The organism is Persicimonas caeni (genome assembly GCF_006517175.1).
Lineage (GTDB): Bacteria > Myxococcota_A > Bradymonadia > Bradymonadales > Bradymonadaceae > Persicimonas > Persicimonas caeni.
This window is the reverse complement of record NZ_CP041186.1, coordinates 4,013,243-4,029,985: the sequence shown is the minus strand read 5'-3', so window position 1 is coordinate 4,029,985 and position 16,743 is coordinate 4,013,243. Positions and strand designations below refer to the sequence as shown.

The window sequence follows — 16,743 nt, the reverse complement described above, 5'->3', positions numbered from 1 at the left end:
CGGCTTGCCGCGGGGGGTTGATTCGCAATCGCCACATCCGTTGCTCTATGCGACGCGACGGCTTGCCCAATTGTGGGAATCGAGTTTGATCGGTGTTCAGGAATCACACGATTGACCCCAAGGCAAGCCTTGGGGCTGCACCGGCGAGGGCTCCGCTGGGGGCAAGCCCCCGCTCCGCGATAGAAGCTCGACCCCACCGGGGGGTCGATCCGCAATCACCACATTCGTTGCTCTACGCGGCGCGACGCCTCACCAAATCCCCACATCCACCTGCCAAACCCCCGACTGCGCCCCCTGCGACGCAGCATCCACCACCAAATACACCGTCTCGTCACTCACCGCCGTGTAGCTATACTCCAGCGTCTTGGTGAACGGGTCGGGCGGCGTCGCCTCGGCCAGGCAGGTGTTCGCGTAGTCGTCGCGCAGGCAGCTCGACAGCAGGTAGAACTCGGCGGTGTCGTCGCGGTCGGGGATCACGCGGATGTCGGCGGTCTGGCCAGCGGCGAGCGTGATGGCGTAGACGACCTCGTTGCCAAGGCTCATGCTCGAGTAGCACGCGCCTGCTTGCGGGGTGAGCGTGTTGGTGTAGCTCGTCATGTCCGCGGCGAACGTTCCGCCGCCGCCCACCGGGATGGCGTCGATGCACACGTCGCCGGTGGGCGTGGCGCACGCGCCGGCCGAGCAGGAGCCGTCGCAGGTGTAGCTGTGCCAGCGCGTGCCGTGCACGCCGCAATACTCCAGCGTGGTCGCGTCGGCGCAGCGCGTCTCTTCGGGGTTGCAGATGAGCGGGCCGACGGCGATGTCGAGGTCCCACAGCTTGTTGGCCTCGTCGACTGAGTCGCCGTCGACGACCAGGTAGACCGTCTCGGCCTGGGCGGCCTGGTAGACGAGCTCTTCGGCGTCGCCCGGCTGGCCCTCGTCGACGCCGTCCAAGCACGTCGTCTGCGCGGTCGCGCAGTCGCTCACGAGGTAGATCGCCGGGTCGTCGCCCCAGTATTGCGGGGTCAGCGTCGCCTCGAGGATGTCGCCGGCGGCCAGGTCGACGCGGTAGAAGGCGTCGGGCGCCGGGGTCGCCTCGCCCAGGCAGCCCGTCGAGCCCAGGTCGACGGTGTCGGTCAGAAGCGCCGGGTCGACGGTGTAGCTTCCGCCGCCGGTGGCGTCGATGACCCCCGCGCAAGTGTCGTTGGGGGCCGAGTCGCACGCGTCGGTGGTGCAGCCGTGCAGGCAGTCCTTTTGCAGCCAGCTCGTGCCGCTCGGGCTGCACGTCTCGAGGGTCGAGCCGGTGCAGTGGGCGTCGCCGGCGGTGCAGATCTGCGGGCCGGCGTCGATGCGCACCTCGAATTCGCCGCGCGACGCCTCCATGAACGACGACACGATCACGTAGTACGTCCCGTTGCTCGGCACGCGGTAGGTCACCTCGCGCGGGTTGCCGTTGGACTCGCCAATGACGCAGTTGTTCACCGCGTCGGTGCAGTCGTCGACGATGCGGATCGAGCCCCAGAAATCGGCGTCGAGCTCGGCGCGGATGACGTCGCCGGCGTAGGCCTCGACCTCGTAGACCACGTCGGGGCCGACGTCGCTCGAGCCGGTGCAGTTGGTGCGCCAGTCGCCCAGCGGGTGGTCGATGCCGAACGTCTCGATGCGTCCGGTGAACACGCCGCCGCCCGAGGCGTCGATGGCGTCGATGCACGTCTCGCCGGTGGCGTCGACGCACTCGCCGCTCGCGCAGATGCCGTCGCACGCCCAGGTCTCCCAGGTCGTGCCGCTCTCGTTACAGTAGCTCATCACCGTTTGACTCGCGCACACCGTCTCGAGCGGGTTGCACACCCGCGGGCCCATCTTGACGTCGAGCAGCCGGATGCCGCGCGTCTCGCCGGTCCCCGGCGCGCTCCATTGGATGACGCTCTCGACGATGAGATAGACCGTCTCGGGGGCGTTGCCGGCCTGGTAGATGATCCGCTCGGCCATGCCGCTGTCGAGGTTGTCGGCGGCGGCCAGGCAGGTGTTCGACGGGTCGTTGCAATCGGAGACCAGGCTCAAGAGCACCTCGTCGGCCTCCGCCCACGGGATCACCTCGACGTCGAGCACCTCGTTGGCGGCGAGCTCGAACTTGAAGAACGCCTCTTCGGCGTCGCCCGGCTTGGGCAGGCAGGTGCGCGACTCGGTGTTGGTCACGTCCCACATGTCGACGTCGTACAGGCCCGAGCCCGGGATGCGGAACGCGTCGACGCAGCGATCGTTGCTCGCCGGGTCGCACGCCCCGGCCGTGCACCCGAAGGTGCACCACTCGTCGATCCAGGCAGTGCCCGCCTCGTTGCAGGTGCGCGACATCTTGTCCTGGCACAGCGCCTGGCCGGGCTGGCACACCTGCGGGGCGATGTCGAACGAGACCTCGTAGTCGTCGCGCCCGTGGGTGCGCAGCGCGCTGTCGACGACCACGTAGACCGTCTGATCTGTCGACGACTGGTAGTGGTACACCTCGCGTTCCCCCTTCAGCGCGTTGTTGACGCCCCCTTCGCAGGTATGCGGCGTGTCGGTGCAGTCGGTGACCACGTAGATCATCGGGTCGTCGTAGTCGTGGTGGGGCGTGGCCTGGACGGTGAGCACCTCGCCGGCCTGCAGGTCGACCTCGAAGTAGGCCTCGGGGCCGTCGCTCGCCATGCCGTTGACGCTGTTGGTCGTGCCCCCGCACTGGTTTTTGTGCAGGTCGGAGATGTCGCCGTGCTGGGTCATGTCGATGACGAAGAAGTCGCCGTCGTCGGCCGGGATCGCGTCGGCGCAAACCTGACCGCGCGGGTCGGCGCACACGCCGTTCTGGCAGCCGCCGTCACACACGTAGCGGATCTCCTGCAGGCCGAAGTTGCCGCAATACTCCATCGTCTGCGCGTCGAGGCAGGTCGTGGCGCCGGGGGTGCAGATGGGCGTGTCGACGCTGATGTCGACGGTGAAGTCGCCATTGGGGAACTGGTCGGTCTGGGTAATCTGCTCGGCGGTCACGATGATGTAGTAGGTCCCGGTCGTCTCCACCTTGTGCTGGACCTTCTCGGTGCTCGGCGGCAGCCCCGCCCAGCCGGCATATTCGTCGTCGCCGACCACGCAATGCTCCCAGGCCGGCGTCGAACAGTCGGTCGTGATCCACAATTGGGCGTCGAAGACCGAGTTGACCTCGGCGGTGATCACCTGGCCGGCCTGCGCGTGGACCTTGTAGACCGCGTCGGGGCCGAACGAGGTGAAGCCCGTGCAGCTGAACTCGCCCACTGGGAGCTGATAGTCCATCCTGTACGGCTCGATATTGTGCTGGAAGCTCGCCCCGGTGGTGCCCGCATCGGCGGCGGTCGCACACGTGTCGTTCGACGGCGGGATGCACGCGTTGGCCGAGCAGCCAAACCCGTAGCAACTCTGCTCCACCCACTCGATGCCGTAAGCATCGCAATACTCGAGGGTGTCGGGCCCGGCGCAGCGCGCGTCGTAAGGAGTGCACAGCGGCGAGTGGATCGTAAACGACACGCCCCACAGCCCGGTCGCCTTCGCCGCGCTATCGCCGTCGACGACCACGTAGACCGTCGTGGCGACAGGCGCGCGGTATCGGAGCGTCTCGTCGCCCCCGTCACCCTCGCGGTCGGCGCCTTTGAGGCAGGTCTGCTCGGGGTTCATGCAGTCTTCGAGCAGGTAGATGGCGGTGTCGTCGCGCCCGTTTTGCGCCGAGACGGTCACCTCCAAGACCTCCTTGGCGTCGAGCTCGACCGCATAGAAGCCGTCCGGGGCGGGAGCGCCGTCGCCGAGGCAATGCTCCACGGCGCGGATATCGTCCTGGGCCGACGTCGGGTCGAAGGTGTGCGTGTCGCCGTCGGCCGCCGGGATGGCCTCCGGGCAGATATCGCCCGTCGAGGTCGCACACTCGCCCGACGCGCAGCTCGCGGCGCAGTCGTAGTACTCCCAGCTCGCCGCACAGCCGCAATACTCGATCGTGTCGGCGTCGAGGCAGCGCTTCTCGCCGGGGATGCACTGCGGGGCGCCGGCCTCGATGTCGAGGGTGTAGGTGCCCACCGCGCCTCGCGCCACCGCGCTGACGACCACGTAATAGGTGCCGTCGGTGGGCACCTCGAAGTCGAGCTTTTCGGGGTTGTCCATGTCCGTGCCCGCCACGCAACTGTCGGAGGCGTCGGGGCACGACGCGGCGATCCACAGCGCGGCGTCGAACGGCGCGTCGACGGTGGCGCGAATCATGTCCCCGCCGTTGGCGTCCACCCGATAGACCGCGTCGGAGCCGTCGACCCGATGGCCCAAGCAGGGGTTGGTGTCCGACAACCGGTGGTGGCGCAGCAGATTGTGAATCTCGCCGGTGAACGTGCCCCCCTGGCTGGCGTCGATGGCGGTCATGCACGACTCGGCGTCGGCCTGACAATAGCCAGTATTGGAGTCGCAGCCCGACGGGCAGGTCACCTGGTCGAAGCCGGTGCGCGAGGCGTCGCACACCCGGGCGGTGTCGGCGTCGGCGCAGCCGTTGTCGCGAAACGAGCACACCACCGGCTCGGCGTCGAGGTCGAGCGTAAACCCGCCCCCGCTGCTCACCTCGCGGCCCTGCACGATCACATAATATGTCCCCGGCTCGAGCACCTGGCCGTACTCGACGACCCCGTCTTGCTGGTTCTCGCAGGCGATCTCGGTGCTCGCAAACCCGCACGCGGTGCGCACCGCCAGCGACATCGTCTCGTCGTCGTCGGGGGTGACCGTCGCCGTCACCCAGCTCTGCTCGCTCAACTCGAAGCTGTAGACGACCTCCCCCGAGCGGTTGTCACTCGCCGTGCACGACGAGCCCATCTCGAAGCTCTGGCTGAGGTCGGTCGTCCCGTGGATGCTCTGCGGCGCGCTCAGCTCGGTGGCCTGTTCACACGCCGTGTCGACGTCTTCGGGCACGAGGTCGACCGACAGCGCATAGCGCACCCCGGCCGTCTCGGTGTTGCCCGCATCTTTGACCCGCACGATCCACTCGCCCTGGTTGGTGATGAGCACCCGCTGCTCGACCTCGACCAGCCCGCTCGCGTCGCTCGTCGCCGTCTGGCGCACCGCCCCGCTCGGCTCGACGAGCTCGAGGGTCACATCGCCCACGCCCACGTCCTCGGGCGCGAACTGCAGCCGCGCGGTCAGCATGCCCGCCGAGGTCGTCTGCCAGGCCAGGTTGTACTTGAAGTGGTCGCTGTCGCCCGCGCACACCGTCCCCTGCACCACCCCGCCCGACTGTGCCGCCTGGAACTCGGTGGCCTGCGAGACGAGATCATTCGCCTCGTGCATATCGTCCCGACACGCCTGCGGCTCCGCACACGCCCCGGCCACACACACCCGCTCCCCGACACAATCGAGCGCGTTCGTACATCCGTTGACGTCGTCCTCCTCACACCGCCCGCTCGCGCTCGCCTCGTCGTACAGGCAATGCTGGTTGCCCGTGCACCCGAGCACCTCGCACACGTCCTCGGAGGGCACACACCGCGCGTCGAGGCAGCTCTCCCCTTGAGCGCAATCGGCCGAAGTGGTGCAGGTATTCTGCACCTCGCACAGACCCGTCTGCGGATTGCACAACGTCCCCTCCGGACACTCGAGCCCCGCGCACAAGTCGGGCGCGGTGTCCGGCGCGGTGTCCGGCGTCGTATCTGGCTCGACGTCTGCACCGGCGTCGGGCGTCTCGGAGACGTCCGGCTCCGCCGGAGTCGGCTCGTCGCTGCAGGCGGCGAGGAAGAGGGTCAGCGAGACGAAGATCCAGGCGATGGAGCGAGCGCGTAGCGTCGGGGACAGTAGCGTCGAGGACATAGGGGCCTCCGCGAGGCGAGGGGGGTCTACTGGTACGCCTTATAGGGTCGCGAAGGGTGGGTGGGGGATGAAGTCACAGAGTGTCACATTTGGGTTTGCGTGGGCCCCCACAACAACCCAAACCGCCCAACCAATCGCCTTAAAATTGCTTCCCACGCCCAAAAACACTACGCTCCACAGACTTCAGGAAGCATTGCACCGTGATTGGCCCCACTCAGGATGTAAAAATGACGCGCCTCGCAGTAATTTTATCGGCCCTCGCCCTTCTGACCAGCGCCTGCAGCGACGACAATACCCAGAGCAACAACACCGCCGATACCGGCGCCGCCGACGTCTCCGACACCGCCGACACTGCCGAGCCGTCCGACACGGGCGCGACCGACGCGACCGATACAGCCGAAGACACCTCCGACGACGCCGACGACGCCGACACGAGCGACGTCGGCAAAGACGACTGCCTGCAAGTCGAGCTCGCTCAGACGGTCGGCGAGGTCTACGAGGACGGGGTCTCGGTGGAGTATTCGGTGCAGGCGAGCCCGCAGATCGAGGGCGAGACGCGCCAGTTGTCGATCCTCTTCGAGCGCTACGGGAATGCGACGTACACGGGCACCTTCGAGCTCGGTCCGGGCCGCGACAGCAACTTCGGCAACTGCGCGCACTGCCTCTACATCCGCGGCGACGTGCGCGAGCGCGCCTTCTTCGCCGACCGCGGCACGCTGGTGAGCAACGCCGACCCGTTCCAGCGCACGCTCGACGTGTCGGTGACGGACCTGCGCCTGGTCGAGGTCGAGGTCGGCGAGGGTCGCTACTCGACGCCGGTGCCCGGCGGAGTGTGCATCGAGGTGGCCGACTTCAGCTTCAAGGGAACCTTCCCGCCGTCGGGCTGGACCTGCCCGGTGCAGTCGTACCGCGACGGCGAGTACTGCAACTGCGAGTGCGGCGCCTTCGACCCCGACTGCAACAGGCAACCGTGCTCCGACGGCAGCCTGAGCTGCCCCGACGAGCAGCCCGAGCCGCTGCCGGTCCTCGGCTGCCAACAAGACGAGATCTGCGAGGGCGACGCGCTGGCCGGCGAGCACCGCTGCATGAGCGAGTGCGACTTCGACGCCCGCCAGGGCTGCGCCGACGGCTACACCTGCATGTTCGCAGGCGGCGGCTACACCCGCGACATCTGCAGCAACGACCCCCTGCGCCTCGCCCCCGACGTACGCCCCGGCGAATCGTGCCCCGACACCCCCTTCCAGAAGCTGTGCAACGTGGTCGACGGCTTCGCCGAAGGCTACTGCGGCTGCAACGACGTCTGCCGCCCGCTATGCGCGACCGACGCCGACTGCGACTCCGGCCAGATCTGCATCATCCCCGACACCACCGTCCCCGAGCCGCACGTCGGCTTCTGCGATATCCCGAGTTGTCCGGATCCGGATGATGGGGAGTGAGGTTTGGGGGCCTCTCCCTCGATCCCTCTCCTTCCCTTCGCTTCGCTACGCTACGGGTGGAGAGGGTGTTTGGGCCTCTCCCTCGATCCCTCTCCTTCCCTTCGCTTCGCTACGGGTGGAGAGGGGGGCCTCTCCTCGGTCCTCTCCTTCCCTCCACTTCGTTACGGGCGGAGAGGAAGACGTCGTTCAATCGAACTCTGTACTAGGTGCGTAGTAGCAACATCTTCCTCCCCTGCGCGAAGCGAAGCGTAGCGTAGCGTAGGGGAGGACCGAGGAGGGGACTCCTCCTCCGCAAGCAAAGCGAAGTGGAGGAGGACCGAGGAGGAGGAAAACACAAACCCTCACCCATCAACATCGAGCAACTCAGCCACCTTCTGGCACAACTCGTCGAACCCGAACGGCTTAGGCAAAAAGGGCGTGGCGATCTCGAGCGCGTCGGCGTCGAGCACGTCGCGGCTGGGGTAGCCGCTGATCAGCAGGACGCGGATCTGCGGCCAACGCTCGTCGATGATCGCGGCCAGCTCCAGGCCGCCCAGCTCGGGCATGACCACGTCGGAGACGACCACGTCGATCGAAATGTCGGCCCGCTCGAGCACGTCGAGCGCCTCGGTGCCCGATTTGGTCACCAGCACGCGATAACCCTGGCGCGACAATGCGCGTGACGCCAACCGGCGCACGACCGGCTCGTCCTCACAGACCAGGATCGTGTGGGCGTGCGCCGCCGGCGGGCGTTTGGGGGGCTTGGTCGGCTTGGGGTTCGTCGCCTCCGGGGGGACTTCGGCGCGGGGCAAATACACGTGCAGGGCGGTCCCTTCGCCCAGCTCGGTCTCTACCTGCACATGCCCGCCGCTCTGCTTGATGATGCCGTAGACCGTCGACAAACCCAGCCCGCTGCCATCTTTCTTGGTGGTGAAGAAGGGATCGAAGATGTGATTGAGGACCTCGTCGTCGATCCCGTGGCCCTCGTCGGCGACCGAGAGCACCACGTAGCGCCCCTCGGGCACCTCGACCGGGACGCCCTCGCAGGGGCGGTCGAGCTCGACGTTGTCTAACTCGACGACGACCCGCCCGCCGCCGGCCATCGCGTCGCGCGCGTTGACCACCAGATTCAAGACCACCTGGGAGAGCTGGCCCTCGTCCGCCTCGACGAAGCCGAGACCGGCCTGCGGGCGGACGTCGAGCTCGATGTGCTCGCCGATGAGCCGCTCGAGCATCGGCTTCATCGCGCCGACGACTTCTGCCAGACACAGCTTCTCTGGCTGCAAGACCTGCTGTCGACTGAAGGCGAGCAACTGTCGGGTCAGCGACGCCGCCCGACGGGCAGCCTGCTCGATCTCGCCGACGTGCTCGATCAGCTCCTCGTCGCCACCGACATCCTCCCGCAGGAGCTGCGTGTTGCCCTTGATGGCGGTGAGCATGTTGTTGAAATCGTGGGCGATGCCGCCGGCCAGCCGCCCCACCGCCTCCAACTTCTGCGCCTGGCGAAGCTGGGCCTCGATGGCCTTGCGCTCGGTCAGGTCGCGCGAGATGCCCACCACGCCGACCAGCCGGCCGGCCTCGTCGAGGATGGGGCTGGAGGTCACCTGGGCGGGAAAGCTCGTGCCGTCCTTTCGACGTACCTCGAACTCTCCCGACCAACGCTCGCCGCGGGCGACGTTGGCCAAAATCTCTTCGGCCCGCTCACGGGCGTCCTCAGGGGTGTTCATCTCGAGAATATTTCGGCCGAGCGCCTCCTGCTCGCTCCAGCCAAACAGCGCCTCGGCGCGTCCGTTCCAATACAGCACCCGCCCGTCGAGGTCCGTGGCGATGACCGCCTCGCCCACCGCCTCGAGCAGGGTCGCTTGGAAGCGCACACGCTCCTCGGCCTGCGCGCGGCGCACCGCTTCGGAGAGACGATCGGCGATCGCCTCGATGAGCTTCGCCTCTTCATCGATGAAGACCTGGCCGCCCCGCTCGGGCGGCTCGTCGAGGTAGGCGACCTCGACCACGCCGTCGATCACGCCTTCGACGCCCTCGCAGACCGTGAACGGCTGGCGCTGGACCCAAGGCGTGTGCGCAAAGCCGTCGGTCTGGCAGACCACCTCGCCGACCCGAATGCGCGCGGCCGCCAACTCTGGATGCTGCCAGCCGGCCGGAATCCGCCCGACGACACGCTCGAGCACCGACTCGAGTTCGTCAGACCGCGTCTCGAGCAGCATCTGCGAGATGTCATACAGACAACTGAGCTCTTTGACGCGCTCGCCGAGCTCGTAGCTACGCTGCTCGAGGCGCTCTTCGACCGAGCCCGGCTGCTCGTCCGTGTTCGTGACTTCGTCTTTCATCTGCTTCCCAATTGTCCCGACCGTGGCCTCCGGGAAAAAACGAATCGGGGTTGCAGATTATTCTGGGCGGTCTACTGCACCACCACCTCCAACTCGAACACGCCCACCGCCACATCGTAGCTATCCGCCACCACGTACACTGTCTCGTCGGCCGTCGCCGTATAGGTGACCGTCTCGTCGGCCGCCCCGTACACGTCCGAGCCGGCCACACACGCGCCCTTCGCGTCCGTGCAGTCGCTCAGGACGTACAGCGACAGGTCCTCGGAGAGCGCGGTGTTGCGAAGCGTGGCCGTCAGCGTCTGGCCGGCGGCGAGGGTGACGGCGTAGGCGGCGTCGGGGCCGAGGGCGTCGTAGCCGGTGCAGCCGCCGTAGCCCGGGTCGAGGGCGTTGGAGAGCGAGGTGAAGTCGCCGGTGACCGTGGTCGTGCCGGTCAGCGGGACAGCGTCGGCGCATACGTCGCCCGAAGGCTGGGTGCAGGCGCCGTTGAAGCAGCCGCCGTCGCAGGCGTAGTCGACCCAACCGGTGCCGTCGTTTGTGCAGTAGCTCAGCGTGGCGTTGTCGATGCACGTCGAGGCGCCGGCCCCGCAGGCGGGCGGGTCGACGCCGATGTCGACGCGGAACTCGCCGGTGGCGGACGGGTCGTAGGAGTCGGCAAAGATGTAGTAGCGGCCGTCCTCGGGGACCACGAACTCGACCATTTCAGGCTGCGCGCGGGTCTCGTCGGCGCCGGCGGTGCAGAAGGCGTGCGGGGTCGCGCAGTTCGTCGAGATCCAGACCGCCACGTTCTCGTGGCTGCGCACGCTGGCGCGGATGACCTCGTTCTTCTGGGCGTCGACGAAGTAGACCGCCTCGGGGCCTGCGGCGGCGTCGCCGGTGCAGCTCGGGGGCGCCAGGGCCGGGTCGTGTTGGTTGGTATAGGCATCGAACGAGGCGCTAAACGAGCCGCCGCCTGTCTGCTGGGCGGTCGCGCAGCTGTCGTTGGGGCCCGGGTGACAGGCGCCAGCGTAGCAGCCGAAGGGACACTCGGTGACCTCCCAGCGGCCATAGTCGTTGCACACCTTCTTGGTCGTCGAGCCGTCGCAGATCGCGGCGCCGGGCTGGCATTGCTGCGGGGCGATGTCGACGTCGAGCACGAAGTCGCCCGCCTTGTCCTCGGGGATGGCGTCGACGACGAGGTAGACCGTGCGGTTGCTCGAGGCGACGTACCCCGTGCCGTAATTGTCGCCGTCCACTGGGCGAGCGGCTGCAAGGCATTGCGAGTCGTCCCCGCAGGTGTCGAGCACGTAGGCCATCGCCCCCGGCGTGCCGCTCACTTCGGCGACCAGCGACTCGCCGGCCTGCAGCTCGACGGCGTAGACCGCGTCGGCGGCCAGCGGACTGAACACGGTGCAGACCCCGTCGGGGGGCGTGTGCTGGTTGGAGAAGCGATCGAACGAGTCGCGAATGCGGGTGCTCTCGGTGATGAGCTCGGCCTGGGCGCAGGTGTCGTTGGCCGTGGGCGGCGCGGCGCAGCGCGGCCCGTCGCAGCCCCAGGTGCACGTGGCCGTCGCCCGTATGGCCGCCCCCTCGTCGTCGCACACGCTCAGCGTGCCGGTCTGGGCGTCGCAGCTGCTTCCGCCCGGCTGGCACGTGTGGTTGGCGTGGATGTCGACCGTGACGGTGAAGTCACCCAGGCCGTGGGTGTTCGTCGAGTCGACGACTAGATAGTAGGTCTGGGTCACGGGCGCATAGTACGACAAGGCCTTCGACCGCGGTTCGGCGAGCGTGCAGCTCGTGGCGGTGTCGCCCGTGCAGCTGTCGAGGACGTACATCCCGGCGTTCGTGTCGGTGGCGTACAGCGTGGCATCCAGGGTCTGGCCGGCCTGCAGGTGCACGGCGTAGACCGAGTCGCGGCCGACCTGTTCGTCCCTCGCGTCGAGCACGCAGGTGTCGGTGCCCGGGTTGAGGTCGTCGGCGTAGTCGCCGAACGTGCCGGTGAACTCGTCGCCGTCGACCAGCGTGACCGCATCGAAGCAGAAGTCGCCGGTGGGGTTGTCGCAGCGGCCTGCCGAGCACGACCCGTTGCAGGAGAACGGCTCGAAGACCCCGTACTCGTTGCACGTCTCCAGCGTGCCGCCGCCCGAGCCGCAGCGCGTCTCTCCGGCCACGCACCCGGGCGTCTGGATGTCGATGTCGAGGGTGTAGCTGGCCGACGAATCCTCGGGGTCGACCGCGTCGACCACCAAGTAGACCGGGCCTGTGCTCGTCGCCTCGTAGTGCAGCTCGAGCGGGTCGCCGGTAGGGCTGTTGGCCAGGCAACTCCCGCCCACCGTCGGGCAATCTTCGAGCACGTACATCACCGAGGAGGTGCGAGACAGGCTCGCCGTCAGGTAGGCGCTGAGCACCTCGCCGGCCTGCAGGTCGACCCGGTAGACCGTCTCGGCGCCCGAGGTCTGCTGCCCACCGAAGTCGCACGCGCCCGATACTCCGCCCAGGCGGATGCTGTCGGTGCCCCTCCAGTCGCCGGTGACGCTGTCGCCGTCGACCAGAGTCAGCGCGTCGGCGCAGTACTCGCCGGTCTGCTGGACGCACGCCCCGGCGTTGCAGCCGCCGGTGCACGGGAACGACTCGTACACGCCGCCCGTGTTGCACACCTCGACGGTCGCCGCGTTGGGGCCGCACCGGGAGTCTCCCGGGGTGCAGCCGGGCATCTCGAGGTCGATCGACAGGGTGAAGGTCCCGGAGCTCGCCAGATTGATGTCGTCGTCGACGACCAGGTAGACTCGGCGCGCGTCCGGGGCCTGGTAGACGAGCGTGTCGTCCTCCGAGACGCCCTCGGTACGCGCAAGGCACGACTGGTCGTCGGCGCAATCCTCGAGCAGGTACATAAAGCCGGTGTAGTTGTCCGACCGGTAGGTCGCCTGCAGCACTTCGCCGGCCTGCATGTCGACCGCGTAGATCGTGTCGTTGCCCACGCCTTCGGTGCCGGCGGGGTCGAAGCTGCACGCTCCCACGGTGGCGTCGGGCAGGTCGATACTGTTGTTGCCGTCCCAGTTGCCGGTGACGCTGTCTCCATCCTGCAGCACGATCGCGTCGTCGCACACATCACCCATTTGCGGCGAGCACGCTCCGTTGACACACTGTTGGGTCTGGTTGTTCGTGGGGTCCTGGCAGCCGTAGGCTTCCCAGACGCCGTACTCGTTGCACGTCTCCAGGGTCACCCCGTCGGCGCGGCACTGGGTGGCGCCCGGCGTGCAGGTGGGCGTGGCGATCTCGACGAGCACCTGGAAGGACTCGGTCGGCGCGTTGGCGCCCAGCATGCGGTCGACGACGATGTAGACGGTCTCGTCGGTCGTCGCCTCGTACCACAATTCGCCCGGCTCGATGGAGTCGTGACAGCTGGTCGTGTCCAAGCAGTCGGTCAGCAAATAGGCGACGGCGTGATCGGACGAGGAGTACACGGTCGCCTCGAGCACCTCGCCGGCCTGCAGGTCGACCGAGTAGACGAAGTCGCTTCCCACCGGGCCCTGCCCGCCGAACCAGCAGCCGCCGACGAAGCCCGCGTCGGGCTGCACCGAGTTCGTCCCGTCGAAGTAGCCAAAGACGTTGTCTCCGTCGGCCAGGGGGACGGCGTCGGCGCAGAAATCACCCTGCGGCGTGTCGCACGCCGAGTGGTTGCACGCGGTGATGCTCTGGCCGGTCTCGTCGACGCAAGTGTACTCGCGCGACAGCCCGTAGCGGTCGCAATACTGCAGCGTCTGGCTGTCGACGCACGACTTGGCGCCCGGGGTGCACGACGGCGTCTGCACGATCACGTCGAGGGTGAAGCCCGTGGAGGGGCGCAGGTTGCCGTTTTGGCTGTCGACGACGAGGTAGAGGGTGTCGTTCTGGGTGGCTTCGTAGCGCAGGGTGCCCGAGGTCGTGCGCTCCATGCAGGTCGACGGCTGGCCGCAGTCGTCGAGCAGATACATCACCGCCTCGGGATCCGAGGTCGACAGGCGCGCCTCGAAGATCTCGCCGGCTTCGACCTCGACCGAGTAGATCGTGTCGCGGCCGGACACGCCGTCGTCGCCAAAATCGCACGCCCCGTGGCTCCCCGAGCCCGGGTCGATGATGTCGGTGCCTCCGAAGTCACCGCTGACCGAGTCGCCCGACTGCAGCGGCACGGCGTCGAAGCAGACGTCGCCCGAGGGTTGGTCGCACGCGGCGTTGGTGCACGTGGTGGCGCACACGATCGGGTCGTAGACCCGGTCGTTGGTGCACCGGCCCAGCGACTTGCCGTCGGGCAAGCACGCCACGGCGCCGGTGCCGCAGCCGGGGAAATGCGTCGACACGCTCAACTCGTAGTTGTAGGCGGCGTCGCGGGTGCCGTCGACGACCAGGTAGACCGTCTCGTCCTGCGAGGCCGTATAGTCGAGGTGCAACGCGCCGCCTCGCGGGGTGGCCGACAGGCAGCTATTCGACTGCGCGCAGTCCGACAGCAGATACATGACCAGCGACGAGTCGTTGGCGAGCAGCTTGGCGTCGAGGCGCTCGCCGAAGGCCAGGTCGATGGCGTAGATGCGCTCTTTGCCGTCCGCCGCCGAGTTGAAGAAGCACGACCCGACGTCTCCTACAGGCGGCTGCAGCGTGTTGGCCCCGTCGAGGGTCCCCTCGACGACGTCGCCCGACTGCAGGGTGACGGCGTCCTGGCAGACGTCACCGGAGGGCACCAGGCAGGCGTCGTTCGAGCAGCCGCCCATGCACAAAAAGCTCTCGAAGACGCGCTGGTCGTTGCACACCTCCAGATACGGGTTCGAGCAGCGCGACTCGCCGGGGGAGCACTGCGGGCTCGAGATCGTCGCCGACAGGTTGTAGCTGACCGTCTGCAGCGGCGAGTTGGCGAAGCGGTAGTCGAGGACGACGTAGATCGTCTCGTCCTGGCTGGCTCGGTAGCTCAACGTGGTGGGGTCGAAGCCGCCCGCGCCCTGCCGGAGCACCTGACAGCTCGAGGCGTCGTTGCAGTCCTGCAGCAGGTACATCATCACGCCCACCGAGGTGCTCGTCAGCGACAGTTCGAGCAGGTCGTCGGCGGCCAGGTCGACGCTGAAGAAGGTGTCGGGGCCGATCCCGCTATTGGCGCCGAAGTCGCACGCGCCGACCACCCCGGAGCCGGGGTTGATGGCGTTGGACGCCTCGAGGGTGCCGCTGACCGAATCGCCCGAGGCCAGCGGGCGGGCGTCGGGGCAGATATCGCCGCTCGGCGCGTCGCAGGCGCCGTTGGTGCAGGTCGTCTCGCACAGGTAGTCGACGGGAGCGCCCTCTTGGCCGCAATACGACAGGTGGTGCGCCGACGAGCACCCCAGCGAGGCGCCCGGCGTGCAGGACGGGAAGTTGTCGATGGTAGCCGTGACCGTAAAGAGGCCCGAGGCGAGGCGATCGGAGTCGGCGATGACGTAGTAGGTGGCCGTTTCGGGCGCGACGAATTGGAGCGACTCGAACGACTCGCTCTCCCCGTCACGTCCGGCTACGCAGGCGTCGGTGCCGAGGGTGCAATCGGTGGTGACCCACAGCGAGGCGTCGAAGTCGGCGTCCATCGTCAGCGTGACGATCTGGCCGGCCTGGGCGTCGAGCGAGAAGACCGCGTCCTTGCCCGCAGCCTCCCTGTAGGTGCATCCGTCGAAGCCCGGGTCGTAATCGGGAGTGTAGTCGGTGATCAGGCCGGTGTAGCTGCCGCCGGCGGCAATCAGGTCGAGCGCGCCCTTGCAGGTCAGGTTGGTCGGGGGGTTGCAGCTAGTCGAGGCGGTGTCGCAGCCGAACGGGCAGCTTCGGCTGACTTCGAAGTCGAGCCCGGCGGCGTCGCAAACCATCAGGTCGTCGTCCGAGCACTGCATCGTCTCGGGCACACACGAGGGGGTGCCCATCTCGATGGCGATATTGGCGAGTCCGCCCACGTCGGCCGCGCCGGTATCGGCGATCACGTAGAGGGTCTGCGCGACGCCGGTGGTGTTATGGTAGCCGATATGCTCGCGGAAGTTGCCGCTCGAATCACGCAGGCTGGCCCGGTTGACCGCCGCAAAGCAGGTCTGCTCGAGGTCCTGGCAGTCGCGCGCCAGGTAGAGCGAGCCGTAGTCGTCGACCATCTCGAGGTTGACGCGAAGCGCGTAGTCCGCCGGCAGCTCGACGCGGTAGGCCACGTCGGGACCGTCGGTGGCGCTGGTGGTGTGGTTGTTGGGCACGCACCCGCCGGAGCCCGGGTCGTAGTCGTTGGCGTGCAGGCTCCAGTCGATGGTGCCGGTATAGCCGCCGGTCGCGTCGATGGCGGCGTAGCACATCTCGCCGGGCTCGACCTGGCAATGACCGGTCGTCGCGTCGCAGCCCACTTCGCAGGCGAACTCGTGGGTCTGAGTGCCCCAGGGGTTGCACACCTGCGAGGTCGTCGCGTCGCTGCAGCTCGACTCGCCGGGCGAGCAGACCACGGGCTCGGTGGCGAACTCGATGGTGTAGGCGCCTTCGTTGTCGTAGCCGGCGCCCTGCACGACCACGTAGTAGGTGCCGGGCTCGAGCATCCGGTCGATCTGCTCGGCGTCGCGCTTTGGCTGCTCGTCGTAGCAAACCAGCTCCTCGGCGATGGCGCTGCATCCTTTGTAGAGGCTCACCACCGGGTCGAGGCTCGACGACCACGCCGGGTCGACGGTCAGCCGCGCCAGGCGCTCTTCGGAGAGGGTGAAGACGTAGACGTCTTCGGTCGCCTGGTTGGCCCCGCCGGTGCACGACGAGCCCAAAGACGAGCGCACCGAGTTGCGGGTGTCGCCGCTTGTTTGGCCTTCGGCGAGGGGAGCGGCGGAGGGGAAATGGATGCAGGTGTCGACGCCGGTGTCGGAGTCGGTGTCGCCACCGGACACATCGCCGGCGTCTGCTTCGACGTCGGGCGCGGTATCGCTCGTGTCGGCGTCGACGCCCGTATCGTCTTCGACGTCGGGCTCGTCGACGTCGGGCACCACGTCTGCGCTATCCGCCGCGTCGACGCTCACGTCACCGGCGTCCGGCTCGAGCGCCTGCTTGTCGTCCGGCTCCCCGCTGCAGGCAGCCAGCGCGAGCGTCAACGAGACGATGAACGTGCGAACGATCGATTTCGACAGTTGTGTAGACATTGGAGCCCTCCGCTTGTGGTCTGATTACCACGATCGGAGGTGCTCGGGTGACAGTGAAGTCACAGATTG

Annotated in this window: 4 protein-coding genes; 1 reads left to right on the top strand and 3 read right to left on the bottom strand. The window is 67.8% G+C overall.

The window, feature by feature from the left end; genetic code table 11:
* Nucleotides 1–249: 249 nt before the first annotated feature.
* Nucleotides 250–5,805 carry a hypothetical protein gene (locus tag FIV42_RS14960; protein ID WP_141198469.1) on the bottom strand — a complete coding sequence of 1,852 codons (5,556 nt, stop codon included), beginning with the start codon at nucleotides 5,803–5,805 and terminating at the stop codon, nucleotides 250–252.
* Nucleotides 5,806–6,032: 227 nt separating this feature from the next.
* Between FIV42_RS14960 and FIV42_RS14955 the strand changes: the two genes are divergently transcribed.
* On the top strand, nucleotides 6,033–7,241 hold the full coding sequence (locus FIV42_RS14955) for a hypothetical protein (RefSeq protein ID WP_141198468.1): 1,209 nt from the start codon (nucleotides 6,033–6,035) through the stop codon (nucleotides 7,239–7,241).
* A 341-nt stretch (nucleotides 7,242–7,582) separates the two neighbouring features.
* On the opposite strand, the gene FIV42_RS14950 is transcribed toward FIV42_RS14955, so the two are convergent.
* Nucleotides 7,583–9,562: a hybrid sensor histidine kinase/response regulator gene (locus FIV42_RS14950; protein ID WP_141198467.1), complete on the bottom strand. Its 1,980-nt coding sequence runs from the start codon at nucleotides 9,560–9,562 to the stop codon at nucleotides 7,583–7,585.
* A gap of 71 nt (nucleotides 9,563–9,633) precedes the next feature.
* Complete coding sequence (locus tag FIV42_RS14945; RefSeq protein WP_141198466.1) at nucleotides 9,634–16,674, bottom strand: hypothetical protein; 7,041 nt, start codon at nucleotides 16,672–16,674, stop codon at nucleotides 9,634–9,636.
* Nucleotides 16,675–16,743 lie beyond the last annotated feature (69 nt).

Bases quoted from the DNA above. Each gene is read 5' to 3' on its own strand.
- FIV42_RS14945 (WP_141198466.1), bottom strand. From the start codon at position 16,674: ATGTCTACACAACTGTCGAAATCGATCGTTCGCACGTTCATCGTCTCG.
- FIV42_RS14955 (WP_141198468.1), top strand. From the start codon at position 6,033: ATGACGCGCCTCGCAGTAATTTTATCGGCCCTCGCCCTTCTGACCAGC.
- FIV42_RS14960 (WP_141198469.1), bottom strand. From the start codon at position 5,805: ATGTCCTCGACGCTACTGTCCCCGACGCTACGCGCTCGCTCCATCGCC.
- FIV42_RS14950 (WP_141198467.1), bottom strand. From the start codon at position 9,562: ATGAAAGACGAAGTCACGAACACGGACGAGCAGCCGGGCTCGGTCGAA.